A 24,277-nucleotide genomic window follows, 5' to 3' on the forward strand; every position below is an offset into this window, starting at 1 on the left:
TTTCTTTGCCTGGCAAATCAATGCTGGATCCTCGTGGACACGTCCACGTGCGTGCCGCGATCCAGGTCCGCTCCGGGCGTTTTTCCCCACTCCGGCAGGGTAAGCAATTCATTTCCGACTTCTCCGGCCTGGATGCGGCGGGCGATGTCGTCCAGCAATTGAGTGCGGTTCTTGAAGCCCTTGCCTTGCAGGCCGCGGACAAAGAGCCGGTACGTCAGGCTGGGCGCTTGTCCCTTCATGACTCCCAGGTCCAGGATCTGGCCTTGCTCGTTTCGGATCAGCAGGTGTCCGGGGCGCGCATAGATGCGATAAACACGCCATGGCGACGAAATGGCGGCATGTGCGGGAGCGCTTCGTGTACTCGGGCCTTTCCCGGCCATGCGTGGCGCCGCGGGCGGAAGAAGCCTGGCAAAGGCATGCGCGAATCTGGCGATGGACCTTCTGAGCGTTCTCACGTAGCTGCCGTTGGTGGCGCAAGCGCGAGCGTCGCGGCGTGCATATCGAGCAAGGCGGGCGCAACGTCGTTGCATTGAATCTGGTGCATGGTCGCACTCCCATATGGCGATACGGCGAGGTGACGCGCGTTCAAGCACCATCCGCGCAGCATACGCGACTCATTGCTGGCGCATCGGCATAAGGTGAGACCGTTACACAATGACGCGCGTTGTGTTCCGTTCGCCTGGCCGCCGCGGCCGCGTGTCTCGGGCTTGCCGTCAAAGGTGCTAATTGGAAACGTCGATTGACTTTCAGATCACGCGCGCCCATAGTGGGCTAGCGGCTTTTCGAGCATCGCGATTTTCGTCCGGTTTTGCGCCTTCCTGGTGCTTCATTGTTCGCAGTCCTTTCCTTGACTAGCTCCCTTTCGGGCAATGCCCGCTATTCAAGGAGTAAACGCATGGAAACCGGAATTGTTAAGTGGTTCAACGACGCCAAGGGCTTTGGATTCATCATGCCCGAGAACGGCGGCAAAGACCTGTTCGCCCATTTCTCTGAAATCGTCAGCGGCGACGGCCACAAGGTCCTGGTCGAAAACCAACGTGTCAGCTATGTCACGGCGCAAGGGGCCAAAGGTCCGCAGGCGACGCAGATTCGCGCCCTGTGAATAGAGCGCCCGCATGGGCGCACGGACAGGAGGGCTCATGTTCCATAACAACATGGTCTACAAGGGCTATCGGCTGACGGCCAATGTCTCCCGCATATCCGTCGGAGGCAGTGGTCGGCCCGCTTTTACCGCGACGGTCGCATTGGACGCGGTGGCGGATCAGTTCGAGTCGAATGAACCGCAAGCCGTGCCATTTTTTGCTTCAGGCGGGTTTGTTGCCAGCCCGGTGATGGCGGTAGATGCCGCCATCCATCATGGGCGTTGCCTGGTCGATGCCCATCGGCGGTCTACCTGAGTAACGGGCGCCGCCCGCGCGGCGGGCTGCTGTCTTACGCTGACCAGTCCGCTACGAACTCGTCCCGGAACCGCCGTATCCAGTCCATCCGGGACCGCGCCAGCACGCGCCCGCCTTCGGTCTGCATCGAACCGGCGATGCGGGCGAGCTTCAATTCGATGTGGTCCAGCGTATAGGCGCTGTCGTCCAGTTCCCGCTGCCGTCCTAGCGGATCGGATGGATGGGCCAGCGCGCGTCCCAATTGCCCGCCGACGTGGAACATGCGAGCCAGTCCCACGGGGCCAAGCGCGTCCAGGCGGTCGGCGTCCTGCACGATGCGGGCCTCGATCGACCGGGGCGGTATGTTGGCGGAGTAACTGTGGGCTTCGATGGCGTGACGCACGCCATCGAGCTTGGCGGATGGAAAGCCGATGGCCTGGAGCGCATGCGCCGCCTGGCTGGCGGCCAGCGTCGAGGCACGCGCCCGGTCGGGGTGGTCCTTGGGCAGGTTGACGAGATCGTGCAGGTAGCTGGCGGCCATGACTATCATGGCGTCGGCTTCGGGATGGTGGGCCAGCATGCCGCTGGCCGCCTTCCATACGCGTTCCAGATGGCTCAGGTCATGAGCGCCATCGCCGGTGTCGGCCGCCGTGGCGATCTGTATGAGCTGGAGCCGCAGGGCTGCCAGATCGACGCGCATGTTCTTCACTCCCGACAGTTTTTCAGCTAGCGGAGAGTTTACACAGCGCGCGATGGGGCTACGCCCGCTTGCCAGGATGTATGCCCATGGTCTTGGCGATGACCTCCAGCATGATCTCGTTGGCGCCGCCACCGATGGCCGTCTGGCGCAGGTCGCGGTAGGCGCGCGAGATCCAGTTCTCGTTCATGACTCCCTGGCCGCCCCAGAATTGCAGGCATTCGTTGGGGATCTTCATGGACAGCTTGCCGGCGTAGTACTTCGCCATCGACGCCAACTGGGCGATGTCCTGGCCGTCCATGTATTGTTCGATGGCGCGGTACAGCAGCGAACGCAGGGCCTGGATCTCGGTCTGCATTTCCGCCAGCTTGTGGTAGACGACCTGGTTGGACAGGATGGTGCCGCCGAATACCTGCCTTTGGCCTGCGTATTCGATGGTCTCTTCGATGGCGCGTTCCATCGACCGCATGCTGCGCGCCGCGACGAACATGCGCTCTTCCTGGAACTGCTCCATCTGGTAGATAAAGCCCATGTTTTCTTCGCCGATGCGGTTGCTTGCCGGCACGCGCACGTCGTCGAAGAACAGCTCGGCGGTATCGGATGCGCGCAGGACCAGTTTGTCGAGCTTGCGCGAGACGCTGACGCCAGGCGATTTCAGCGGCACGATGATGAGCGACTTGTTCTTGTGCGGGCCGCCTTCCTGCGAGGTATTGCAAAGCAGGCAGATCCAGTCGCCTTGCACCCCATTGGTGATCCACATCTTCGAGCCGTTGATGATGTAGTCATCGCCGTCGCGGCGTGCCCAGGTCTTGATCTGCGATACGTCCGAACCCGCCGAGGCTTCGCTCACGCCTATGCAGCCGACCAGGTCTCCCGCGATGGTGGGCGCCAGGTATTCGCGCTTGAGGGCGTCGCTGCCATGGTGAGCCAAGGCCGGGGTGCACATGGTGCTTTGTACGCCGATGGCCGAGGTCAGTCCGCTGGAGCGGACTTCGCCCAGGGTCTCGGCGAAGACCATTTCATAGCTGAAGTCCAGTTCCATGCCGCCGTACTCCGCCGCCTTGCCTATGCCCAGCAGCCCCGCAGCGCCCAGGGCTTTCATGACGCGGTGAGCGGGAAACATCTGCTCGGCCTCCCATTCGTCCAGGTAGGGGTCGATATGTTCGGCGATGATGCGGCGGGTGGTCCGTTCGAGTTCGCGATGTTCGTGAGTGAAGTGCATGGCGGTTCCGGGTGGGTTCAGTGGGTTACCGGGGGGCTGCCCGCATTGGCGAGCGTTACCTCGCCGGCAATCAGCGTGGTGCCGGCGGCGTCTCTTACCCATACCTCGTAGCGCCCCGGAACATCCGCCAGGAGGGTGCCGCCGGCGGTAATCACGCCGCCGGCATACAGAGGCTTGAGAAAGCGAATGTCCAGGTCGAAGCGCTCCAATGCCGTGGCGCCGACGGTGCGCGCCAGCGATTGCCAGATCAGATTGACGGAGAGCGTGCCGTGGGCAATGGTGCCGCCCATGGGCGTGGCGGCGGCGAACTCCGGGTCCACATGCAGAGGGTTGAAGTCATTGGTCAGCTCGGCGTAGAGATCGATGTCCGCCTGCGTGACCGACATGGAGACTTCTTCAAGAGTAGGCGTCATTGGCGTGTCCTAGGCGGCCCAGATGAGGTTCATGCGGCCGGTATAGAGAGGGCGTCCACCGGCGCCTTCGCCGGCGACTTCCAGCTGGAGGTAGCGGCGTTCGCCCCGCATTTCCTTGCTCACGCAGCGCACCGTGGAGCAAACGCGTTCACCGGAACGCGGCAGGCCGTGGACCGAAAGCGCCTGCCGCGCATGGATGTTGCCGGGCGGGCGCGGCGTCACCACGTTGAGGTAGGCACGCATCATCAGGGCGACGGCCAAGCCGGCCTGCCGGGCGGGCGCGTCCTGCGCCTGCGCGCCGAACAAGCGTTCCCAAAGCGCCAGCAACCCGGGGTCCAGCGGTTCTTCCCAGTGGCCCAGCACACGGTCGGGCGTGAAACTGTCATAGGTGTACAGCGCGGTCATGGCTCCTCCGGTTCCGCGATCGGCAGCAGGTAATCGCCGCGGGGCTCGAATCCGATCCGCACTCGTTGGCCTATGGTGAGCGGCGCGTTGGCGCCGCCGCGTGTATTGACCATCAGTCGGAACCCTTCGTCCAGGTCGACCAATGCAATCACATAGGGCGTTTCCCCCTTGAAGGCGGGCGTCGGGGCGCGATGCACCGTGGTGTGGCTGAGCACGGTGCCCAGCCCGGCGGAATCGTTCCATGCCAGATGCGGGCCGTGGCAGTGGGGGCAGACGCTGCGCGGTATGCGCGGTACCGCGCCGCAATCCGAGCAGGTCTGATAGCGCAGTTTGCCGTGGCGGCAGCCCTCCCAGAAGGGCTGGCTTTCCGCGGTGGGGCGTATGGAGGGTTTTTCCATGTCAGGCGGCTCCCAGGACGAGTGAGCAATGGGCGGACAGGATGCCGCCGTCTCCGTGCACGAAAGCCAGCCTGGCGCCATCCACTTGCCGTACGTCCGCCTGGCCGCGCAGTTGATGGACCGCTTCCACCGCGTGGAACATGCCGCCCGCCGCGCCAGAGTGGCCATAGGACAGCAGGCCGCCGTGCGTATTGCACGGCAGGGCGCCGCCCAGGCCGAGCGCGCCTTGCAGGGCCGCCGGACCGGCTTCGCCGCGGGCGAAGAACCCGATGGATTCGAGCTCCACCAGCAGCGTGATGGTGAAAGAGTCGTAGATGAGCGCGACGTCGATGTCGGCGGGCATCAAGCCTGCCGCCGCGAAGGCTTGCGCGGAGGATGCTTTGCAGCCGAAGTCGACCAGGCTGGGCGCGGCCACGATATGTTCATGCGTGTGGCCCTGGCCGGCCCCAAGAATCTCCACGGCGGGGCGGCTGCGGTCGCCTGCGGGACGGCGGCTGATTACGAGCGCCGCGCCTCCGTCCGAGACCAGGCAGCAGTCGAGCATGCGCAGCGGCGAACTGATGACGCGTGAGTTCAGGACATCGTCGATGGAGATCGGCTCGCGCTTGTGCGCCTTGGGATGCCGCCCGGCGTGGCGCCGGTGCTCTACGGCGATGGCGGCCAACTGCTCGGATGTCACGCCGTAATCATGCATGTAGCGCTGCGCCACCAGCGCGTAGGAAGCAGGCACGCTGATGCCGAAGGGCCGCTCGAATTGTGGATGGCCGACTTCGGCCAGCGCTGCCACCGCGCCATCGCGCGACAGCCCGGTCAGGCGGTTGTCGCCCGCGACGACCAGTACGTGGCTGCATTGGCCGCTGGCCACCAGCGCCGCCGCCTGCATGACCATGATGCAGGCGCTGGCGCCGCCGGCCTGGATGGCCGCGCAGAACTTCGGGCTCAGCCCCGCGTACTCGCAGAACACCGAGGCCAGCATCAGGTGCGGTTCAGTGAAGGAGTAGGCGCACAGCACGCCGTCGATGTCGCCGGCTTCCAGCCCCGCGTCGCGGATTGCGCCGAATGCCGCTTCCGCATGCAGGCCCATGCAGCTTGAGCCCGGCAGCTCGCCGACGCGCGTGTCGCACGCTCCGGTGATGTAGGCGTTCATGCTCATGCGGCGCCGTCCTTGCCAGGTTTGGCGGACCAGTTGAACGCAAGCGGCTGCTTGTCCAGGAAGCGGCTCACTGCGTCGTCATGGTAGGAGGTGTGCAGCGCCAGCGCCTGCGCATGGGCTTCCAGTTCGGCCAGTGTATTCTGGTCGAGGTTGAAAGAGCGGTTAAGGATGTTCTTGGACATGCCCAGCGCCTCGGTCGATGCCGCATGGAAGCGCGCGGCAAGCGCCAGGGCCTCCTCCAGCAGGGATGGCGCCGGAACGATGCGGTACAGGATGCCAAGCGCGCGCGCTTCTTCGGCGTCCACTTCACGCGCCGAGAACACCAGCTCCTTGGCGCGCTGCAGTCCGACGATGCGGGGCAGCAAGAAGAATCCCCCCAGGTCGGGCACCAGGCCGATGCGGCCGAATACCGCGCAAAAACGCGCCGCGGGCGTGCCGAGTATGAAATCGCAGGCCAGCGCCAGATTGAAGCCTGCGCCAAAGGCTGGCCCATCCACGGCGGCGATGACGGGCTTTTCCAGATTGACCAGTTCGTGGAACCAGGTGTGCAGCCTGCGTATGCGGTCCCGATCCTTGTAGACCGGCCGCTTGGCTTCGGACAGCGATTTCAGGTCGCCGCCCGCGCAGAACACGCCCTGGGCGCCGGTGATGACGAGGGCCTTTACCGCGTCGTCGTCGCGCGCTTCGAGCACGGCCTCGGCCAGGCTCTGCCGCACCTCCAGGTCGAAGGCATTGCGCCGTTCGGGGCGGTTGAGAGTGATGATGAGCGTTGCGCCGCGGCGCTCGCGCAGGACGAAGTCGTTCATGGCTTGAACCCCAGGCTGTTGGCGATGATGTTCTTCTGGATTTCGCTGGTGCCCTCGCCGATGATGTAGACGAGCGCGTCGCGGTGGATGCGGCCCACGGGGTACTCGCGCATGATGCCGGCGCCGCCGAAGATGCGGATGGCCTGCTCGCTCACCGATACGGCGGTTTCGCTGGCCACCAGCTTGACGCGCGCCGCCGTGGCCGCGTCCAGCGTGCCCTGATCCACGCGCCAGGCGCCGTAATAGACCAGCCAGCGGGCGGCTTCGATCTGCGCCGACATTTCCGCGAGCTTGTGGCCGATGGCCTGGTACTGGCCGATGCGTTTGCCGGCCACCAGCCGGTCATTGGCATAGGCGGTGGCGGCGTCGAAGGCGGCGCGCGCCATGCCCAACGCATTGGCTGCCACGCCCACACGGTTTTCGCTCAGGGATTCCAGGATCAGCGGATAAGTGCCTTCGATCTCTCCCAACAGGCAATCGTGCGGAACGAATGCGTTGTCGATGTGGATCAAGGCCGTTTCCGAGGCGCGTATCCCTTCCTTCTTGAGCTTGGCGATCTCGAATCCCGGGTTGGGCAGTTCGACAATGAACAGGCTGATCGATTCCGGACGGAGTTCCGCGCTGGTCCGCGCGGCTACCAGCAGGAAATCGGCGAATGGGGCATTGGTGATGTACAGCTTGCTGCCATGCAGGCGCCAGCCGCCTTCGACACGTTCCGCGCGCGTCTTCATGGCGCGCACGTTGGAGCCTCCGTCGGGTTCGCTCAGGCCGAATCCCGCCACTTTCCGGCCGGCCAGCGCGGGCGCGAGAAAGCGGGCTTTCTGCGCGGGCGTGCCGGCTTTCCAGATGGGCCAGATGCCCAGGTGGGTATGCGCCGACCAGGTCGAGGCGAACGCCTGGGACAGATAGCTCAGCTCTTCGCGCACGATGCAATCGCTGATCTTGTCCAGGCCGCTGCCGCCATCGGCTTCCGGATAGCGCACGCCCAGCAAGCCGAGTTCTCCCCAGCGTTCAAAGATGTGCTTGGGGAAGGACTCCTGTTCTTCGGCCTCGAATACCAGGGGGGCGAGTTCTTCCTGGCAAAGCCGCCGTACGGTGTCGCGCACGGCCTCATGCTCATTGGAGAAGGCAAAGCTCAAGCTCACGGATATGCTCCTTTTGTCTCAGCTGGCGACGCCCGTTCCGGGTCTGTTCCAGACGGCAGATTATTCTTTATAGAGAAAAATATTCTCGTTAAAAAATATAATAGCGAGCGTTCATTGATGCGTCAATCATCGGACCGCGAGGGGTTTTGTTCTTGACAAGCCGGAAGGGCACTCCTAGACTTTATTCGCTATAAAGATAAATATTCGCTATACAGAATAAAGGAGACAACATGAAGACCGGAGTACCCCTGCTTCAATCCTCATTCTCATCGCGGGTGGCCAGTGCGGCGGTGGCCGCCTTTATGGCTTTGGGCAGCGCGCCGGCACACGCCGATCCTGCCTATCCCTCCAAACCGATCGAGGTGATCGTGGCCTCGTCCGCCGGAGGCATCCTGGACACCATCGCGCGCACCGCGGCACACGGGATCGAACGCCTGGGCCAGCCCGCGGTGGTCAAAAACCTGCCGGGCGGCGGCGGCACCATCGGCACGCAGGCGGTGGCGCGCGCGCCGGGCGACGGCTACACCTTGGGGGCTGTGGCCACCAGCCATGCCATCAACCCCAGCATGTATGCCAAGCTGCAGTACGACACGGCGCGCGGCTTCAGCAACATTACACAGATGGTGGAACTGACCAACTTCCTGGTCGCCAATCCGGCGGTTCCCGCGTCCAATCTCAAAGAATTCATCGCGCTGGCGAAGTCCAAGCCAAGCACCCTGACCTATGGGTCTGCCGGCGTCGGCCAATCCAATCATCTATCCGGCGAATTGCTGCAGCAGGCGGCAGGCATCAAGCTGGTGCACGTGCCATACCGGGGCAGCGTGCAGGCGCTGACGGACTTGCTCGGTGGGTCGTTGTCGGTGATGTTCGTGGACGCGCTGTCGGCGGAACCCTATGTAAAGTCGGGGAAACTGAAGCTGATCGCGGTCACCGGGCTGGAGCGGTCGCCGGCCTATCCGGACTATCCCACGCTGAATGAATCGGGCCTGCCGGGATTCAATGGCAACACCTGGCTGGGCCTGGTTGCGCCGGCCGGGGTACCCAAGGCCATCGTCGACAAGTTGCAGGGGGCGGTGCGCGCGGAGTTCGAGGATCCCGCCGTGCGCAAGCGCTTGCTGGGGCAGGGCGTGATCCCGGTTGCATCGTCGCCGCAGAACTTCAGCGAGTTCCTGGACGGCGAAATGAAACGCTGGTCCCAGGTCATCAAAACGGCAGGCATCGATGCGAACTGAAATGGTGGATGAGATGAATAGCGCGGGTAGCGCGGTGAGCGCGCCGTCCTTGGCGCCGGAGGGGGCCGCGCGCGCGGCGGCGGTGCTGGAGGCGCGCAGCGTGGCCATCGTGGGTGCTTCGGCGGACCCGGGCAAGATCGCGGGTCGTCCCCTGGCCTACATGCTGTCGCGCGGCTTCGTCGGCAAGCTGTTCCCGGTCAATCCGACGCGTGAGCAGGTGCAAGGCCTCAAGAGCTATGCCTCGCTGGCCGCGATCGGAGAGCCGGTGGATCTGGCGATCGTCGGCACGCCGGCGGGCTCGGTCGAAGACGTGATCCGCGAAGGCGCGGCCGCGGGCGTCAAGGCGTTCGTGGTGTTCTCGTCGGGCTTTTCCGAAACGGGCGAGGAGGGCGCCGCGCTGCAGCGCCGGCTGGGTGAGCTTGCGCGCGCTGAAGGCGTCACGATACTGGGGCCCAACTGTCTGGGCGTGGCCAACAGTGCCACCGGACTCATTGCTTCCTTTACCACCGCGCTGGAAGAAACGCCGATCCGGCAGGGCGGTTTTGCTTTCGTCAGCCAAAGCGGCGCGCTGGGCGCCTACTGGATGGACATCTGCCTGCGGTCGGGCCTGGGGTTCAGCAAATGGATCACCACCGGCAACGAATGCGATATGGATGCCGCCTCGGCCATCGCATATCTGGCGGACGATCCCCAAACGCGGGTCATCGGACTCTACGTCGAGGACATCCGGGATGCCGAGGCGTTTCGGCGGGCCCTGCTGCGCGCGGCGGCGGCAGGCAAGCCGGTCATCGCTATCAAGGCCGGCCGCTCGCGGGCGGGCGCGGCGGCGGCGGCCTCCCACACTGGCGCGTTGGCCGGCGACGACACGCTCTATGACGCCTGCCTGCGCCAGCAGGGCGCGCTGCGGGTGGATTCGCTGGGCCAGATGATGGACGTGGCCCGGCTGTTCCTGTTCGATAGCGTGCCACAAGGCCCGCGGCTTGCCGTCATGTCCGTGTCGGGAGGGGCGGGGGTGCTGATCGCCGACGAGGCAGAACGCTGGGAGCTGGAGCTGCCGGCGCTGGCACCGCAGACGGCGGATGCGCTCAAGCCGGTGCTGCCTTCCTTTGTCAAGGCGGCCAACCCGCTGGACCTGACCGGCAACGTGGTGCAGGACACGGCCAGCATCTCGCGGGCGCTGGAGGCCGTGGCGCGTGACCCGGGCAACGACGCCATCGTGCTCTTCGTGGGCTTGATGCACAGCATCGCCACGGCGTTCACCGATGCGATCGCCCAGGCGCGCCAGCGGACCCACCGCCCCATCGTCGTCATCTGGATCGGCGCCAAGGAAGAGTCGGTGGCCGTGTTGGAGCAGGCGCGCATTCCGGTTTTTCGCGACATCCCGCCGGCGGTCGCGGCCCTGGGGGGCGCGGTGCGCCTGAACGGCCTGCGCCTTGCGGCGCTGACGGCGCCGCCCCTGCCGAAGCGCGGGCGAGCCCCCGCGGCGGCAACGAAGACCGCATTCCTGGCGGAATGGGATAGCAAGAAGCTGTTGCGCGAACTCGGCGTCGCCGGCATTCCCGACGGGGTGCTGGTGGAGGGTGAACTGTCCGGGGGCCTGCCAGCGTCCTTGTCCTATCCGGTCGTCGCGAAACTGCAAGCCGATGACGTGCTGCACAAGAGCGACATCGGCGGCGTGGTGCTCGGCATTGCGGACGACGCGCAGTTGCACGCTGCGCTCAAGCACCTGCGTGGCATCGTTCGCGACCGCGGCATCGTTGCAAAGGGCGTCCTGCTGGAATCCATGCAGCGCTTTGACCACGAGTTGCTGCTGGGGCTGCGCCGCGACGGCAGGTTTGGCCCCACGCTGACGCTGGGCCGCGGCGGGGTGGAAGTAGAGCTGGATCCCGACGTGGTCAGCCGCCTGCTGCCATTGGATGCGCCACGCATCCGGGAAATGATCGAAGGCCTGCGTTTCGCCAAGCTGATGCAAGGCTTCCGCGGTCGCGACGCGGTGGATCTGTCCGGCCTGGCGCAACAGATCGCGAGCTTGTGCGACGCCTTCCTGGCGCGGCCCGATCTGGCGGAAATCGAGATCAATCCGTTGGCTGTGGGCAAGGGACGGGCGTGGGTGCTCGATGCCGTGGTCAGCAGGTTCCTATGACGGCCCCCTCGTCCTATGTGCTGGTCGACGACGAGGGCGGCGTTCGCACGCTTACCTTGAACCGCCCGGCCAAGGCCAACGCGCTGAATGCGGACATGCTCTCGGCCCTGCGGCGCGCGATCGACAGCGCGCCGCAGGACGGCATTGGCCTGATCGTGCTGCGCAGCGCATCGCCGTCCTTGTTCTGCGCCGGCGGCGACATCGAGGAATTCGTCCGCAGCGCGGCGCTGCTGGAAGCGCAGGGCGTAGGGTTGCGGGAATTGATGGCGGCCATGGCGCGCTGTCCGGCGGTCATCCTGGCGATTGCCCGGGGCAGGGCGGCGGGGGCCGGCGTCATCCTGCTGGCCATGACCGATATCGTCATCGCCGGGACTGACCTGGCGCTTGCCTGCCCGGAGATCGCCTTCAACATGTATCCCGTCATGGTCCAGGCGGCGTTGGAAACGAAGATCAGCGCCGCGCGGGCCCGGCAGCTATGCCTCAGCGGCCAGGTGCTGAACGCCGAGCCGGCCCGTGAACTGGGTTTGGTGACCGATGTGTTGCCCGTGGCGGACTTCGAGCGGCTGTCCGCTGACCGCCTGGAGTTCTACCTCGCGCGCAGGGAAGCCCTGGCCATCGCCCGCAAAGCGCGCTTGCTGCTGGAGCCCCCCGATCCCGTCCTTGGGCGTCTCGAAGCGCTCGAACCACTTATGCACGAGAACTTCAGCAGGCCCGGCGTGCAGGAGTCCATACGTGCCTACCTTGATGGCATGCGCGCCCGGCGTGCGGGCTGAAACGCCGGCCGGGTTTGTGCCAGTTGGGGCTCTATGCCACAATTTTTGCTCTTTTCTATCCAGAGAATTTCTCTGTCTTCAGAATGACGACCGAACAACCGGAAAAACTCGTGGGCGCTCTCGTGGGCGGGCTGCGCGTCCTGCGCTACCTGAGCGCTGCCCCCTCGGGCGTGGGGGTCACCCGGGTGGCGCGTGACCTCCAACTCAACTCCAGCACTTGCTACAACTTTCTCAAGACGCTGGTGTACGAAGGCCTGGTGTCGTTCGACGAAGCCACCAAAACCTATTCCATTGCGCTGGGCATGGTCGAACTCGCCAAGGGCGTGCTGGAGCAGGGGTCCTACGTGCGGCTGATCCATCCGCATCTGCGCGACATCGCGCGCGGACACGGTGTTACCGCGACGCTCTGGCAGCGTACGTCGAACGAACGTGTAGTGCTGGTGGATCGCGCCGATACCGATAGCTCCGTGCGGGTGCACATGAGCGTGGGCCAGCGCTTGCCGATGTATATCGCGGCGTTGGGCCGCTGTATGGCGGCTCATTCCGGGCTGGATGACAAGGAATTGCGCCAGCGTTTCGACAACCTGCGATGGGACGACAAGCCGCCTTTCCAGGACTATCTGGAAGGTGTGCGCGAGGCTCGCGAAAAGGGCTACGCGGTGGATGCCGGCAATTATGTGAAAGGCGTAAGCACCGTCTCTGCCGCGGTGCTCGACGAATTCGGCAAACCCGCCATGGCCGTCAGCGCGGTCGGCTTCAGCGCGCAGTTCTCGGGCGATGCCCTGGAGCGCCTGGGCGCCGATCTGCGCGACCGCGCCGCCCTGATCACGCGAGCCTTGTCCGGCGGCCGCGCCTGACTTCCCGCCACTCATGCGCCGCCGCCCCTGTTGGTGAAGTTCATGCAACAGGCCAGGAACCGAAACCTGCGCAACGCGGCGGTTGCTGACCGCCCCCTTAATAGGCTTATTAGCGAAACTAATAAATTGGTTTGTAGATTCTGGGCGGAATTCCGATATAAATAGGTGCTTAACGCGTGTCTGAGGCAAGGCACGGCCCTTCCTGCCCCTATCCCAAGGATTCCGCTATGACCCAGATCCAAATCAACGGCCAGGCAAAGAACGTCGACGTTCCGGGCGAAACGCCCTTGCTCTGGACCTTGAGAGATGAGCTCGGCATGACCGGCACCAAATTCGGATGCGGCATGGCGCTGTGCGGCGCCTGTACCGTGCACATGGACGGCGCGCCAATCCGTTCTTGCGTTACCCCCCTCTCAGCGGTGGCGGGCCACCATATCACCACGATCGAAGGGATGGAGGCCGATGCCGTCGGCCAGGCGGTGCAGCAAGCCTGGATCGAGCAGAATGTGGCTCAATGTGGCTACTGCCAGGCGGGCCAGATCATGACCGCGGTCAGCCTGCTCAAAGCCGCTCCCCAGCCTACGGACCAAGATATCGAAGACGCCATGAGCGGCAATATCTGCCGCTGCGGCACCTACCCCCGCATTCGCGCCGCCATCCAGCAGGCGGCCAAGCGCCTGGCCCAGGGAGGCAAGCAATGATGCTCACCGCTCAACTTTCCCGGCGCGGTTTTTTGCAGGGCGGCCTGGGCGCGCTTACGCTGGCTATCACAGCGAAAGGACTCATCACGACAGTCTGGGCAGCGGAACCCGCCACCCAGAAGTATGGCGCCGACAGCATGCCCGGCGGCACTGTCGACGACCCGCTGGTTTTCGTCAGCATTGCCGCGGACGGCACCGTTACCATCGTTGCGCATCGCGCTGAAATGGGCACGGGAGTCCGCACCAGCCTGCCCATGGTGGTAGCCGACGAGATGGAAGCGCGCTGGGACCGCGTAAAGGTCATACAGGCGCAGGCCGATGAAGTGCGCTACGGCAACCAGAACGTGGATGGGTCGCGAAGTGTGCGCCACTTCCTGATGCCCATGCGGCGCGTCGGCGCCGCGGCCCGGCAGATGCTGGAGGCAGCGGCGGCGGCGCGGTGGTCCGTTCCGCTCGCCGAAGTCAAGGCGGTTCAGCATGAGGTGCTGCACCAGGCGTCTGGGCGCCGTCTGGCTTATGGCGAGCTTGCCGCCGACGCGGCCAGGCAGCCGGTTCCCACGGGAGACGCGCTCAAACTCAAGGATCGCAGTGAGTTCCGCTACATCGGGAAAGACCAGGTCCGGCTCGTGGACCTGGAAGCCATCGGGAAAGGCCAGGCCAGCTACGGCATGGATATGCGCCTGCCCGGCATGGTCTATGCCGTCGTGGCACGCCCGCCGGTCGTCGGGGGCAAGCTGCGTCGCTTCGACAGTGCTCGGGCGCTGACCGTTCCCGGCGTGCTGAAGGTCGTGGAAATTCCCCCGATGCAGGGCGCGCCGGCATTCCAGCCTTTGGGCGGCGTCGCCGTCGTCGCGCGCAACACCTGGGCAGCCCGCCAGGGCCGCGACGCACTGGACATCGAATGGGACGACGGACCCAACGGCAGCTACGACTCGGTCGCTTATCACCAGGCGCTGGAATCGGCTGCGCGCAAACCCGGCAAGGCGATACGCAATCAAGGCGACGTGGCGCAAGTCTGGGCTAAGGCACCCGAAGCCGGGCGCCTGGCCGCGGAATACTACGTCCCGCACCTGGCCCATGCGTCGATGGAGCCGCCGGTGGCAACCGTCCAGATCAAAGGCGGCAACGCCGAAGTCTGGACCTCTATTCAGAACCCCGTCGCGGCGCGAGATGCGGTAGCGGCCCGACTGAAGCTGGACCCTGCCAAAGTCAAGGTGAATGTCCTGCTGCTGGGAGGAGGGTTTGGCCGCAAGTCCAAGCCCGACTTCGTGGACGAGGCCGCTATTGTTGCGCAGGCCATGCCGGAAGGCACGCCGGTCAAGCTGGTGTGGACGCGTGAAGACGACATTCACCATGACTATCTGCACACCGTGTCGGTCGAGCGCCTGGAGGCAGTCCTGGACACAAGCGGACAAGTCCAATCGTGGCTGCACCGCAGCGCCGCTCCCACCATCGCCTCTCTCTTCTCCGAGGGAGCCAAGGGCCAGCAGATGTTCGAGTCGGCAATGTCGGCCATCAACATGCCGTACCGCATTCCGCACGTCCGGGTGGAAACAGCCGAAGTAGAAGCCCATGCCCGCATCGGATGGTTCCGCTCGGTCGCCAACATCCCCCATGCGTTCGCGGCGCAATGCTTCATTGCCGAACTGGCCGAGCGCGCGGGCAAGGACCCCAAGGATTTCGCGCTTGACCTTATCGGTCCGGCGCGTCGAATCGATCCGGGCACCTTGGCCGATACCTGGAATTACTCGGAATCGCCAGAACGCTACCCTTACGACACGGGCCGCCTGCGCGGCGTGATCGAAGCGGCCTGCAAAGGAGCTGAATGGGGCCGGACATTGCCCAAGGGCCATGGCCTGGGCTTGGCATTCTGTTATAGCTTCATGAGTTACACCGCCACCGTAGTCGAGGTGGCCGTAGACGAGAAGGGCGAGGTACGCATCGTTGCCGTGGACATGGCGATGGACTGCGGCCCGCAGATCAACCCCGAACGCATACGCGCGCAAATGGAAGGCGGCGCCGTCATGGGCCTGAGCCTTGCGCTCACCAGCGAAATCACCTTCGAGAAAGGCCGCGTGAAGCAAAGCAATTTCCACGACTACGAAGTGCTGCGCCACAATGCGTCGCCGCGCGTGATCCGGACGCATCTGGTCAACGACGACCACACTCTGCCCCCTGGCGGCGTGGGAGAACCGCCGGTTCCGCCCGTAGCGCCTGCGCTATGTAATGCCATATTTGCCGCCACCGGAAAGCGGATTCGCAATCTGCCCGTGCGCAGAGTCGCCTGACACCACGCGCGGGGAACCGCCCACTGTCATCGGTTTGGCCGCTGGCCGCTGGCCGGTGCAGCGCTTCAACCCGCCCGGCGGCAGGATTCAAATAGTCGTGGCGCCTGGCGGCGGCTTGGGCGCGGCTCCCGCGCGCCCAAGCCATGCTCCCCCAGGGCTGAGATCCTTGCGGTCAAGAACGGCGTAGCTCCGCCGGCGATCTCTGTCGAGCTGGCAACGCGCCTGCTGACAACAGCTGTCGCCATGATGCATGGCATGGCCGCGCCCAGTCGCTGCTACCGAACAGTCCTCCGGCCTCGCAGCCGCGTGCACGAAAACCTTGTGCACGCTTAGGCGGTTGCGCCGTTTCTCCCACCCTGAAAAACCTGATTGACGTTCACGAGAACCTTTGCTTATGATTCATCTAACCGTCCGGTTAGTAAATTAACTGACCGGTAACTTATAAATGGCACAGCGGCCGCAGACAGGCCGCGTCGAATCAGAGAGCGGTTGTTACGAGGAGGCAATGGTGGCTAGCGCCAACAAAGAGCAGTTGCTGGACGCGTATCGGCGCATGTTGCGCATCCGATTGGCGGAGCTTCGGCTCGGACGCCTGTTCGCGGATGGGGAGGTACCCGGTTTCATACACCTGAGCATCGGCCAGGAGGCCGTGGCGGCTGCGATGGGCATGGTGCTGCGGCCGGACGACACCGTGGCTTCGACCCATCGCGGCCATGGCCACGCCCTGGCCAAAGGGATCGATATCGAGGATTTCTTCCTGGAACTGATGGCGCGCGAGGAAGGCATATGCAAAGGACGCGGCGGTTCCATGCACGTGGCCAATCTGTCGATCGGCATGCTGGGCGCCAATGCCATTGTCGGCGCCAGCATACCGATAGCCCTGGGCAGCGCGTTGGCCCATCAGGTCCGGAAGAAGGACTGCGTGGCCGTGGCCTTCTTTGGCGATGGCGCGATGGCCGAGGGCGTACTGCACGAAAGCCTCAACCTCGCCGCGCTATGGCGCCTGCCGCTGCTGTTTCTGTGTGAAAACAATGGCTGGGCCGAGTTCTCCCCGACGCACAAGCAGTTCGTGGCACCCCTGGACAAACTGTCGGCTGCCTTTTCCATACCCCACGAGAAAATCGACGGCAACGACGTGCTGCGGGTGACGGATGCCGCGAGTGCGGCCGTCGCGAGCATACGGGCTGGCGAGGGGCCGAGGGTGCTGGAATGCATGACTCATCGTTGGCGCGGCCATTACGAAGGCGACCCCCAGAAGTACCGCCCTACGGAAGAGATCGAGGGCTTGGGCGAGCATGACCCGGTAGCGCGTTTCGAAGCGGTGCTGGAGAAGAAAGGGGTGGCCAAGGCGTTGCGCGAACAGGCTTTCGAGGAGGCCCAGGCGCAGGTTGAACGCGCGGTCGAGCGCGCGCGGCTGGGCCGCCCGCCGGTCTGGCAAGCGGCCCGCAATGATGTCTACACCACTACCGAGGCGAACTGAGATGGCCGAATTGCGTTTTGCCCATGCCATCAACCGCGCGTTGGCCGAGTGCATGGAAGAAGATTCCACGGTGTTCCTGTTCGGCGAAGATATCGCCGAGGCCGGCGGCCCGTTCGGCGTGACGCGCGGATTGCATGCACGGTTCGGTCCGGACCGCATCCGCGATACGCCGATCTCCGAAGCCGCCATGGCCAATGCCGCCGTGGGGGCGGCCCTGTCAGGGCTGCGGCCGGTGCTGGAGATCATGTTCATGGACTTCATGACCCTGACCATGGATGCCTTGGTCAACCAGGCGGCCAAGGCCCGCTTCATGTTCGGCGGCCAGGCCAGCGTGCCCATGGTGGTGCGCACGCCGCATGGCGGCGGCATCAGCGCCGGGCCGCAGCATTCCCAATGCCTGGAAGCCTGGTTTGCCCATGTTCCGGGCCTGAAAGTCGTGTGCCCCAGCAATCCTGCCGATGCCTACGGCCTGCTGAAGTCGGCGATCCGCGACCCGGACCCCGTCGTGTTCGTGGAGAACAAGGCGTTGTACGCCCTGAAGGGCGAGGTGGCCGACGATGCGGGACCGATACCGCTCGGCCAGGCGCGCGTGGCGCGCCAGGGCCGTGACCTGACCGTCGTGAGCTACGGCGCCGCCGTGCACAAGGCGTTGCGCGCGGCGCAGGCGCTGGCTGCCGACGGCATCGAAGCCGAGGTGCTGGACCTGCGCTGTATCCAACCCTGGGACGAGCAGGCAGTGCTGGATTCGCTCAAACGCACCCATCGCCTGCTCATCGTGCACGAGGCCGTCGAGGCATTCGGCGTCGGCGCCGAGATCGCGGCGCGCATGGCCGACATCGGGTTCGATGAACTCGACGCGCCCATCGCGCGTGTCGCTGCGCCCTTTGTTCCCGTGCCATTCGCGCCGTCGCTCGAAACGCAATACCAGCCCCAAGAAGCCGATGTCATCGCCGCGGCGCGCAAGCTCTGCGCCTGATACCAGGAGACAGCATGAACGAACCCAGCATTCTTACCGACGTCCGCAACCGCGTCGGCATCATCACGATCAACCGTCCCAAAGTGCACAACGCGTTGGACATCCCCACGCTGATCGAACTGGAACGGGCATTCGCCTCCCTGGAAGCCAGTGACGAGTGCCGCGTCATCGTCATCACTGGAGCGGGAGAAAAGTCTTTTGTGGCCGGGGGCGATCTGGCCGACTTGAACTCCCGCCAGGGCCTGGCGCACTACCAGGAGTTCGCCGAAGACATCCACCGCGTGTTCCGCCGCATCGAAGTCAGCGACAAACCCACGATCGCCGCAGTCAATGGCTGGGCACTGGGCGGCGGCACTGAATTGCTGTTGGCCATGGACCTGCGGATCCTGGCTGACAGCGCAATGATTGCGCTGACCGAGATCAATCTCGGCCTCTTCCCCGGCGCGGGCGGCACGCAGCGCATTATCCGACAGCTTGCTCCCTGCCTGGCCAAGGAACTCATGTTCACCGGGGGGCGTATCAGCGCCGACGAAGCGGTGCGCATCGGCCTGGCCAACCGGGCGGTGCCGAAAGACCAGCTCATGGCGCAGGCCTTGGCGCTGGCGGAACAGATCGCCGGCAAGTCGCCGTTGGTCCTCAAGCTGCTCAAGCGCACGCTGCGCGATGGCGCCGACATGCCGCTGGCCAATGCACTTGCGCACGAGCAGGCCATGATCGGCCTGGTGCTGGACACGCGCGACGCCCATGAAGGCATCGGCGCGTTTCTTGAAAAGCGCGACGCGCGCTTTGCGGGGCAATAGCCCATGGGCGCGCTGAACGACCTGCTCATGCCCAAGCTCGGCCTGACCATGACCGAGGGCATGCTGATCGAATGGAGCGTGGCCGCCGGCGACGAGGTCAAGGCCGGCGACCCGCTATTCGTCGTGGAAACCGACAAGGTCGCCAACGAAATCTCGGCAGAGGCGGATGGCCTGATCGGCGAGATCCTGGTGCAGGCTGGCGAAACGGTGCCTGTCGGTGCCGTGGTTGCGCGATGGACGGGGCCTGGGCAGAGCGCGGACCTGGAATCCAACGTGGTGGCCGAAGACAAGACGGCCAGCGCGCCCGTCCAGTCAGGAGCGACGCTCGCGGAGCCGGCATCAGGCGGCGGCCGTATTGTCGCGACACCGCTGGCACGCCGCCTTGCGCGCGAACTGGAAGTGGATCTGGCAAGCGTGGGCGGCACCGGCCCCGGCGGGCGCATCAAGGCCGCGGACGTGCGGCATGCCGGAGAGCTGGCGCCGACGGCCCAGCGCGTGGACGCGGCCAAGCCTGCCAAGCCCGCCGGGCCTGCGCAGGACGCCGGGCGGCGTGTCACCGCCAGCGGGCTCGTGCAATCCATGGCCCGGCGCATGACGCAGGCCAAGCAGGTGCCTCATTTCTACCTGGCGGCCGAGGCCGAAGTCAGCGAACTGCTTGCCCTGCGCCGCCGGCTGAATGCCCAGTCCGACGCGCCCAGGCTCACACTGAATCACTTCGTCATCGCCGCCGTAGCGAGGGCGCTGGTTGCGCTGCCGGCGCAGAACCGAATCTGGAACGACGACCACATCGTGCAGTTCCAGGATATCGACGTCGGCGTGGCGGTCACCACCGAGCGGGGGCTGATGGCGCCCGTGCTGCACGGTTTGGACGGAGCGACGCTGGACGGCATCGCGCGGCAGTCGGATGCCTTGCTGGAGCGCGTGCGCTCGGGCAATGCCGCGCGCGACGACATGAGCGGCGGAGCCATTTCGATCTCCAATGCCGGCATGTTCAACGTTACGTACATGACGCCCATCATCAATCCGCCGCAGTCGGCGATCCTGGGCGTGGGCAGTATCCGCGAGATTTTCCGGCCCGACGCACAAGGCGCGCCGACGTTGCGGCGCGAAATGGGCCTGGTGCTGGCGGCGGATCACCGTCTGCATGATGGCGCCAGCGCGCTGAAATTCCTCAATTGCGTCATCGAGTTGCTGCAGGACCCATACCGGCTGCTGCGCACCCATATCCAAGGATAGATCACATGGACTTTTCGCTTTCGGACGAGCAGAAGCTGATCGTCGAGACCGCGCGCCGCATCGGTGAAACGTATGGCGTGGACTATTGGTACGAACAGGACCGCAAGAACGCCTTCCCGCAGGAGTGCTGGCAGGCAATCTGCGAGGCCGGCCTGGCGGGCGCGGCCCTGCCCGAGGAGCATGGCGGGTCGGGCTTGGGCATGGTGGAACTGGCGCTGATCGTAGAGGAGCTTTCCGCCGGCGGCGGTGGCTCGACGCTGGGCCAGCTGTTCATGATCAACCCGATTTTCGGCGGTGTGCCGATCTCCAGGTTCGGCAGCGAACAGATGAAGCGGGACCTGCTGCCGGGGCTGACCAGCGGCAAGATCAATTTCTGCATGGCGCTTACCGAACCCGACGCCGGCACCAACACCTTGGCGATGAAGAGTTTCGCCGCCGCGCAGCCTGATGGCAGCTGGCGGTTGGACGGACGCAAGATCTGGATCACCGCGGTGGACGCCGCGCAGAAGATGCTGGTGGTGGCGCGCACCGCCAAACCCGTTGAAGGGGCGCGGCCCACCGATGGGATCTCCATGTTCATGGTGGACGTCGAGCGCGAGGGCCTGACCTACTCGGCCATCGAAAAGGTGGGCACGCAGACCCTGAGCGCGTGCTCGGTGTTTTTCGATAACGTGCGCATTGAACCGCACGAGCTGGTGGGCACGCTGGACAAGGGCTTTCGCGAGTTGCTGGACGTGCTCAACACCGAACGCATTGTGACCACGGCCAGCCTGGTCGGCGCCGGCCGCCTGGCCGAGCGTCTGGCGGTGCAATATGCGAATGATCGCAAGGTATTCGGCGGCAAGCCGATAAGCGCGTACCAGGGCCTGCAGTTTCCGTTGGCGCAATCGCACGCGGAGCTGCAGTGCGCCCGTCTCATGAACTTGAACGCAGCGTGGCTGTGCGATCAGGGCTTGCCCTATGGCACGGAGGCGAACGTTGCCAAGCTGATAGGATCGCAAGCCGCCAGCCATGCCATCGAGCGCAGCATGCAGACCATGGGTGGCATGGGATACGCGCGCGAATTCCATGTCGAGCGCCTCTGGCGCGATGCGCGGCTGTTCAAGTTTGCGCCGGTGTCGGAAGAAATGATCCTGAACTACATCGCCATACACGATCTCGGCATGCCGAAATCCTACTGAAGCGCCAGAATCGAGTAGCGGGACCGGCCCAGGCCGCAACCCGCGCCGAGCCGCCATCCAAGGGAGACCTTCCATGTTCAATCTGAGTGCAGCCATCGCCTATCACGCCCGGCGCGCACCCGACCGCGCAGCCATCGTCTACCGCGATGAGGCGATCAGCTATGCCGATTTCCATGAGCGCATTCGCCAGGCGGCGGCAATGCTCCAGTCGCATGGCATCGGCCGCAATGACGTGGTGGCCTTGTTCATGAAGAACAGCGCTGCATTCCTGGAACTGGCGTTCGCGGCCAGTTACCTGGGCGCGGTGTTCCTGCCGATCAACTATCGGCTGGCGGCGCCAGAGGCCGGCTACATTCTTGCCGACGCACGCGCCAAGCTGTTGTTCGTGGACGAGGAGTTCGCGGAGGTAGCCGCGCTCGAGGTTCCCAAGGTGGTGCTCGGCACGGAGGCGCAGGCCGACTCTCGCCGCCTTGGCGGACAGGGATTGGCCGTTCCGGAGCAAGCCGCCACGGCGCAGGACGACCTGGTACGGCTGATGTATACCTCCGGCACCACCTCGCGGCCTAAGGGCGTGATGCACACCTACGGCAACATCCACTGGAAGTCGATCGACCATGTGATCGCGCTGGGCCTGACGCATCAAGAGCGCTTGCTGGTGGTGGGCCCGCTGTATCACGTCGGAGCGTTCGACTTGCCCGGCATCGCGGTGCTGTGGGTGGGCGGCACCTTGTGCGTACACCGGGAATTCGATCCGGAAGCGGTGCTGGCCTCCATCGAACGGCACCGCCTCACCTGCGGCTGGATGGCGCCCGTCATGCTCAGCCGCGTGCTGGCCGTGCCGAACCCCGAACGGTACTCCCTAGACAGCTTCGGTTGGTGCATTGCGGGCGGCGAGAAGACTCCCGAATCGCGCATACGTGATTTCACGCGCGTGTTCACCCGGGGCCGCTTCATCGACGGCTTCGGCATGACGGAGACTTGCAGCGGCGACACGCTTATGGAGCCAGGCCGCGAGATCGAGAAGATCGGCTCTACCGGGCGCGCGCTGCCGCACGTCGAGATCCGCATTGCCGACGACCAAGGCCGCTGGCTGCCCGCCGGCCAGAAGGGCGAGATCTGCGTGCGCGGGCCAAAGGTGACCAAGGGCTACTGGAACGCGCCCGAGAAAACCGCCGAAGCCTTCTTCGGCGACTGGCTGCGCAGCGGCGACGTCGGCTATCTGGATGACGAAGGATTCCTGTTCGTCACCGACCGGACCAAGGACATGATCCTGACCGGCGCGGAAAACGTGGCTTCCAGCGAAGTCGAAGCAGTGCTCTACGAAATGCCCCAGATCGCCGAGGCCGCGGTCATCGGCGTGCAGGACGAAACGTGGGGCGAACGCATCATGGCCGTGGTGGTGCTCAATCCCGGGCAGACGCTGACATTGGAAGAGCTGGCCAGCCATTGCCGCAAGCGCGTGGCCAATTTCAAGGTGCCGCGCGAACTGAAAGTGGTGGAGGAACTACCGCGCAATCCATCGGGCAAGGTCCTCAAGCGGGTATTGCGGGACCGCTACAACGCCTGACGCAGCAGCAACAGGACAGCACAAGAAAACAGGGGGTGACAACATGAATCTGGCCACACAATTCGCGACATTCTCGGCGGGCCTGACCATCGGCAATCTTCCCGAGCCGGTGATCGAAAAGGCCCGCGCCTGCGTGCTTAATGGCTATGGCATTGCATTGGGCTCGCACCCCACGCCGTTCTTTGGCGTGGCCGAAGAGGCCGCCCTGGCCATGGATGGCGAGCGTCCGGACGGCGCCACGCTGTTGGGCAGCGGCCGTCGCAGCACGGTCGCGGGGGCAGCGCTGGCCAATGCGGCCCTGTTCCATGGAAGGGCGCAAGAGGATACCTGCGGGGTGGCTCACTTCGGCGCGATCCTGCTGCCGCTCTTGACCGCGTTGCTGGAGCAGGGCGAGGGCAGCATGGAGGACTTCGTGCCGGCGCTGGTGGCCGGTTATGAAATCGGCGGCGCGCTGGAAACCGCCTTCTCCGCCCGGACCACCGCGGCGGGGCTGCGCGCCTCGCCGCTGTATGGCACGATCGCCGCGGCGGCGGCCGTCGCCCGCCTGTGGCGGTTGCCGGTGGACCGCTGCGCCGCGGCCCTGTCCAACGCCGCTTCTTTCACGGGCGGCATCCTGCAATCCTTCGGTGATGGCACGGACGAATGGCGCTACCAGGTCGGCATGGCCGGGCGCAACGGGCTGGCAGCGGCGACGCTGGCAGCCAAGGGCTCGGTCTCCGCGCAGGGAGCGTTCGAGGGCAAGTCGGGCTTTGTCCGTGGCTTCGTCCGGGCGGAGTGCGACGTCGATGCCATCGGCGGCCGGCTTGGCCAGGACTGGTCGCTGCTCAAGGTGACGTTCAAGCCCTATCCGGTCTGCGCGCTGAACCAGACGCCGGTCCGCGCCTGCCTCCAGTTGCGCGAACTGCTGGGCGCGCGCGCCGCGGCCGTGCGAGCCCTGCGCGTGCACCTCAATCCCACCGTCGTGGGCTACGCGGGCATGGACAAGGAGGGCCCGTTCCAAAGTATTTCCGGGACGCTGATGAGTACCCAGTTCTGCGTGGCCACGACCTTGCTCCACGGAACACCCACCATCGCGCGCATGGCGCAATTCGACGATGCGGCCGTTGCGGGACTGATTCCGCGGATCCGGCTGCACGCCGATGAGACGCTGGGGTTGCTCGCCTGCCGGATAGAGGCGGATCTGGAGAACGCGGACGAACCCATGGTCGTGCGCATGGACACGGACCACACCGAATACAGCTATGACCGCGCGCGCGTGTCGGCGCTGGTGCGCGGCATCGGCGAGGAGACCGGCGTGGCGCAACAGGCCTACGACCATCTCGAGCGATTCGCGGCCGCGCTGCCGCATGCCGACCTGGGCGACGTCCTCGCCGCTTTCAAAGAGATCCAGACGGCCCGCTGAGAGGCCGGCGGATGGCGCTCCGCAAC

The 24,277-nt window shown here is 65.1% G+C and carries 24 protein-coding genes; 15 read left to right on the plus strand and 9 right to left on the minus strand.

What is annotated here, in order from left to right; all coding sequences use genetic code 11:
* Positions 1 to 17: 17 nt before the first annotated feature.
* Complete coding sequence (locus VCS63_RS23685; protein ID WP_042794683.1) at positions 18 to 455, minus strand: hypothetical protein; 438 nt, start codon at positions 453 to 455, stop codon at positions 18 to 20.
* 440 nt (positions 456 to 895) lie between these two features.
* Here VCS63_RS23685 and VCS63_RS23690 point away from each other — a divergent pair, with 440 nt between their 5' ends.
* Positions 896 to 1,102: a cold-shock protein gene (locus tag VCS63_RS23690; protein ID WP_042794682.1), complete on the plus strand. Its 207-nt coding sequence runs from the start codon at positions 896 to 898 to the stop codon at positions 1,100 to 1,102.
* A gap of 37 nt (positions 1,103 to 1,139) precedes the next feature.
* The gene (locus VCS63_RS23695) at positions 1,140 to 1,397 is read left to right on the plus strand and encodes a hypothetical protein (RefSeq protein WP_042794681.1); all 258 of its coding nucleotides are present in this window, start codon (positions 1,140 to 1,142) and stop codon (positions 1,395 to 1,397) included.
* A 34-nt stretch (positions 1,398 to 1,431) separates the two neighbouring features.
* Here VCS63_RS23695 and VCS63_RS23700 read toward each other — a convergent pair whose 3' ends face one another.
* From VCS63_RS23700 to VCS63_RS23735, 8 genes are read right to left on the minus strand one after another with little or no spacing between them, the layout of a single operon-like run.
* The gene (locus VCS63_RS23700) at positions 1,432 to 2,076 is read right to left on the minus strand and encodes an HD domain-containing protein (protein WP_323881148.1); all 645 of its coding nucleotides are present in this window, start codon (positions 2,074 to 2,076) and stop codon (positions 1,432 to 1,434) included.
* 58 nt (positions 2,077 to 2,134) lie between these two features.
* Positions 2,135 to 3,295, minus strand: a complete 1,161-nt coding sequence (locus VCS63_RS23705; protein WP_042794680.1) for an acyl-CoA dehydrogenase family protein — start codon at positions 3,293 to 3,295, stop codon at positions 2,135 to 2,137.
* Between the two features lie 17 nt (positions 3,296 to 3,312).
* On the minus strand, positions 3,313 to 3,708 hold the full coding sequence (locus VCS63_RS23710; RefSeq protein WP_175200850.1) for a MaoC family dehydratase: 396 nt from the start codon (positions 3,706 to 3,708) through the stop codon (positions 3,313 to 3,315).
* A gap of 9 nt (positions 3,709 to 3,717) precedes the next feature.
* A complete protein-coding gene (locus VCS63_RS23715; RefSeq protein WP_164793208.1) occupies positions 3,718 to 4,113 on the minus strand; it encodes a hypothetical protein in 396 nt (131 codons plus the stop codon).
* Entirely contained in the window at positions 4,110 to 4,511 is a 402-nt protein-coding gene (locus tag VCS63_RS23720) for a Zn-ribbon domain-containing OB-fold protein (protein ID WP_323881149.1), read from the minus strand. Before VCS63_RS23720 ends, VCS63_RS23715 begins: the two co-directional genes overlap by 4 nt.
* 1 nt (position 4,512) lies before the next feature.
* Entirely contained in the window at positions 4,513 to 5,664 is a 1,152-nt protein-coding gene (locus VCS63_RS23725) for a thiolase family protein (protein WP_063643058.1), read from the minus strand.
* A complete protein-coding gene (locus VCS63_RS23730; protein WP_323881150.1) occupies positions 5,661 to 6,470 on the minus strand; it encodes an enoyl-CoA hydratase/isomerase family protein in 810 nt (269 codons plus the stop codon). Before VCS63_RS23730 ends, VCS63_RS23725 begins: the two co-directional genes overlap by 4 nt.
* The gene (locus tag VCS63_RS23735; protein WP_323881151.1) at positions 6,467 to 7,615 is read right to left on the minus strand and encodes an acyl-CoA dehydrogenase family protein; all 1,149 of its coding nucleotides are present in this window, start codon (positions 7,613 to 7,615) and stop codon (positions 6,467 to 6,469) included. The genes VCS63_RS23730 and VCS63_RS23735 overlap by 4 nt, the downstream gene beginning before the upstream one ends.
* A 230-nt stretch (positions 7,616 to 7,845) precedes the next feature.
* Between VCS63_RS23735 and VCS63_RS23740 the strand changes: the two genes are divergently transcribed.
* The 13 genes from VCS63_RS23740 (at position 7,846) to VCS63_RS23800 (ending at position 24,251) form a co-directional block, all read left to right on the plus strand.
* Positions 7,846 to 8,847: a tripartite tricarboxylate transporter substrate binding protein gene (locus VCS63_RS23740; RefSeq protein WP_323881152.1), complete on the plus strand. Its 1,002-nt coding sequence runs from the start codon at positions 7,846 to 7,848 to the stop codon at positions 8,845 to 8,847.
* Between the two features lie 13 nt (positions 8,848 to 8,860).
* Positions 8,861 to 10,990 (plus strand): acetate--CoA ligase family protein, encoded by a 2,130-nt coding sequence (locus VCS63_RS23745; protein WP_323881173.1) that lies wholly within the window; start codon positions 8,861 to 8,863, stop codon positions 10,988 to 10,990.
* Positions 10,987 to 11,763: an enoyl-CoA hydratase/isomerase family protein gene (locus VCS63_RS23750; protein ID WP_323881153.1), complete on the plus strand. Its 777-nt coding sequence runs from the start codon at positions 10,987 to 10,989 to the stop codon at positions 11,761 to 11,763. Before VCS63_RS23745 ends, VCS63_RS23750 begins: the two co-directional genes overlap by 4 nt.
* An 83-nt stretch (positions 11,764 to 11,846) precedes the next feature.
* The gene (locus tag VCS63_RS23755; RefSeq protein WP_042794672.1) at positions 11,847 to 12,620 is read left to right on the plus strand and encodes an IclR family transcriptional regulator; all 774 of its coding nucleotides are present in this window, start codon (positions 11,847 to 11,849) and stop codon (positions 12,618 to 12,620) included.
* 227 nt (positions 12,621 to 12,847) lie between these two features.
* Positions 12,848 to 13,321, plus strand: coding sequence for a (2Fe-2S)-binding protein (locus tag VCS63_RS23760; RefSeq protein WP_042794671.1), 474 nt, complete (start codon positions 12,848 to 12,850; stop codon positions 13,319 to 13,321).
* On the plus strand, positions 13,318 to 15,609 hold the full coding sequence (locus VCS63_RS23765) for a xanthine dehydrogenase family protein molybdopterin-binding subunit (RefSeq protein WP_323881154.1): 2,292 nt from the start codon (positions 13,318 to 13,320) through the stop codon (positions 15,607 to 15,609). The genes VCS63_RS23760 and VCS63_RS23765 overlap by 4 nt, the downstream gene beginning before the upstream one ends.
* 508 nt (positions 15,610 to 16,117) lie before the next feature.
* Positions 16,118 to 17,089: a thiamine pyrophosphate-dependent dehydrogenase E1 component subunit alpha gene (locus VCS63_RS23770; protein ID WP_323881175.1), complete on the plus strand. Its 972-nt coding sequence runs from the start codon at positions 16,118 to 16,120 to the stop codon at positions 17,087 to 17,089.
* 1 nt (position 17,090) lies between these two features.
* On the plus strand, positions 17,091 to 18,065 hold the full coding sequence (locus VCS63_RS23775) for an alpha-ketoacid dehydrogenase subunit beta (RefSeq protein ID WP_175200858.1): 975 nt from the start codon (positions 17,091 to 17,093) through the stop codon (positions 18,063 to 18,065).
* Positions 18,066 to 18,079: 14 nt separating this feature from the next.
* Positions 18,080 to 18,865 carry an enoyl-CoA hydratase/isomerase family protein gene (locus VCS63_RS23780; protein ID WP_278486827.1) on the plus strand — a complete coding sequence of 262 codons (786 nt, stop codon included), beginning with the start codon at positions 18,080 to 18,082 and terminating at the stop codon, positions 18,863 to 18,865.
* Positions 18,866 to 18,868: 3 nt separating this feature from the next.
* Positions 18,869 to 20,101: a dihydrolipoamide acetyltransferase family protein gene (locus tag VCS63_RS23785; protein WP_323881155.1), complete on the plus strand. Its 1,233-nt coding sequence runs from the start codon at positions 18,869 to 18,871 to the stop codon at positions 20,099 to 20,101.
* Between the two features lie 5 nt (positions 20,102 to 20,106).
* The gene (locus tag VCS63_RS23790; RefSeq protein WP_042794667.1) at positions 20,107 to 21,282 is read left to right on the plus strand and encodes an acyl-CoA dehydrogenase family protein; all 1,176 of its coding nucleotides are present in this window, start codon (positions 20,107 to 20,109) and stop codon (positions 21,280 to 21,282) included.
* Between the two features lie 73 nt (positions 21,283 to 21,355).
* Entirely contained in the window at positions 21,356 to 22,849 is a 1,494-nt protein-coding gene (locus VCS63_RS23795; protein ID WP_323881156.1) for a long-chain-fatty-acid--CoA ligase, read from the plus strand.
* A 43-nt stretch (positions 22,850 to 22,892) separates the two neighbouring features.
* A complete protein-coding gene (locus VCS63_RS23800) occupies positions 22,893 to 24,251 on the plus strand; it encodes an MmgE/PrpD family protein (protein ID WP_082884778.1) in 1,359 nt (452 codons plus the stop codon).
* Positions 24,252 to 24,277 lie beyond the last annotated feature (26 nt).

The organism is Achromobacter sp. D10 (genome assembly GCF_035282245.1).
GTDB lineage: Bacteria > Pseudomonadota > Gammaproteobacteria > Burkholderiales > Burkholderiaceae_B > Achromobacter > Achromobacter insolitus.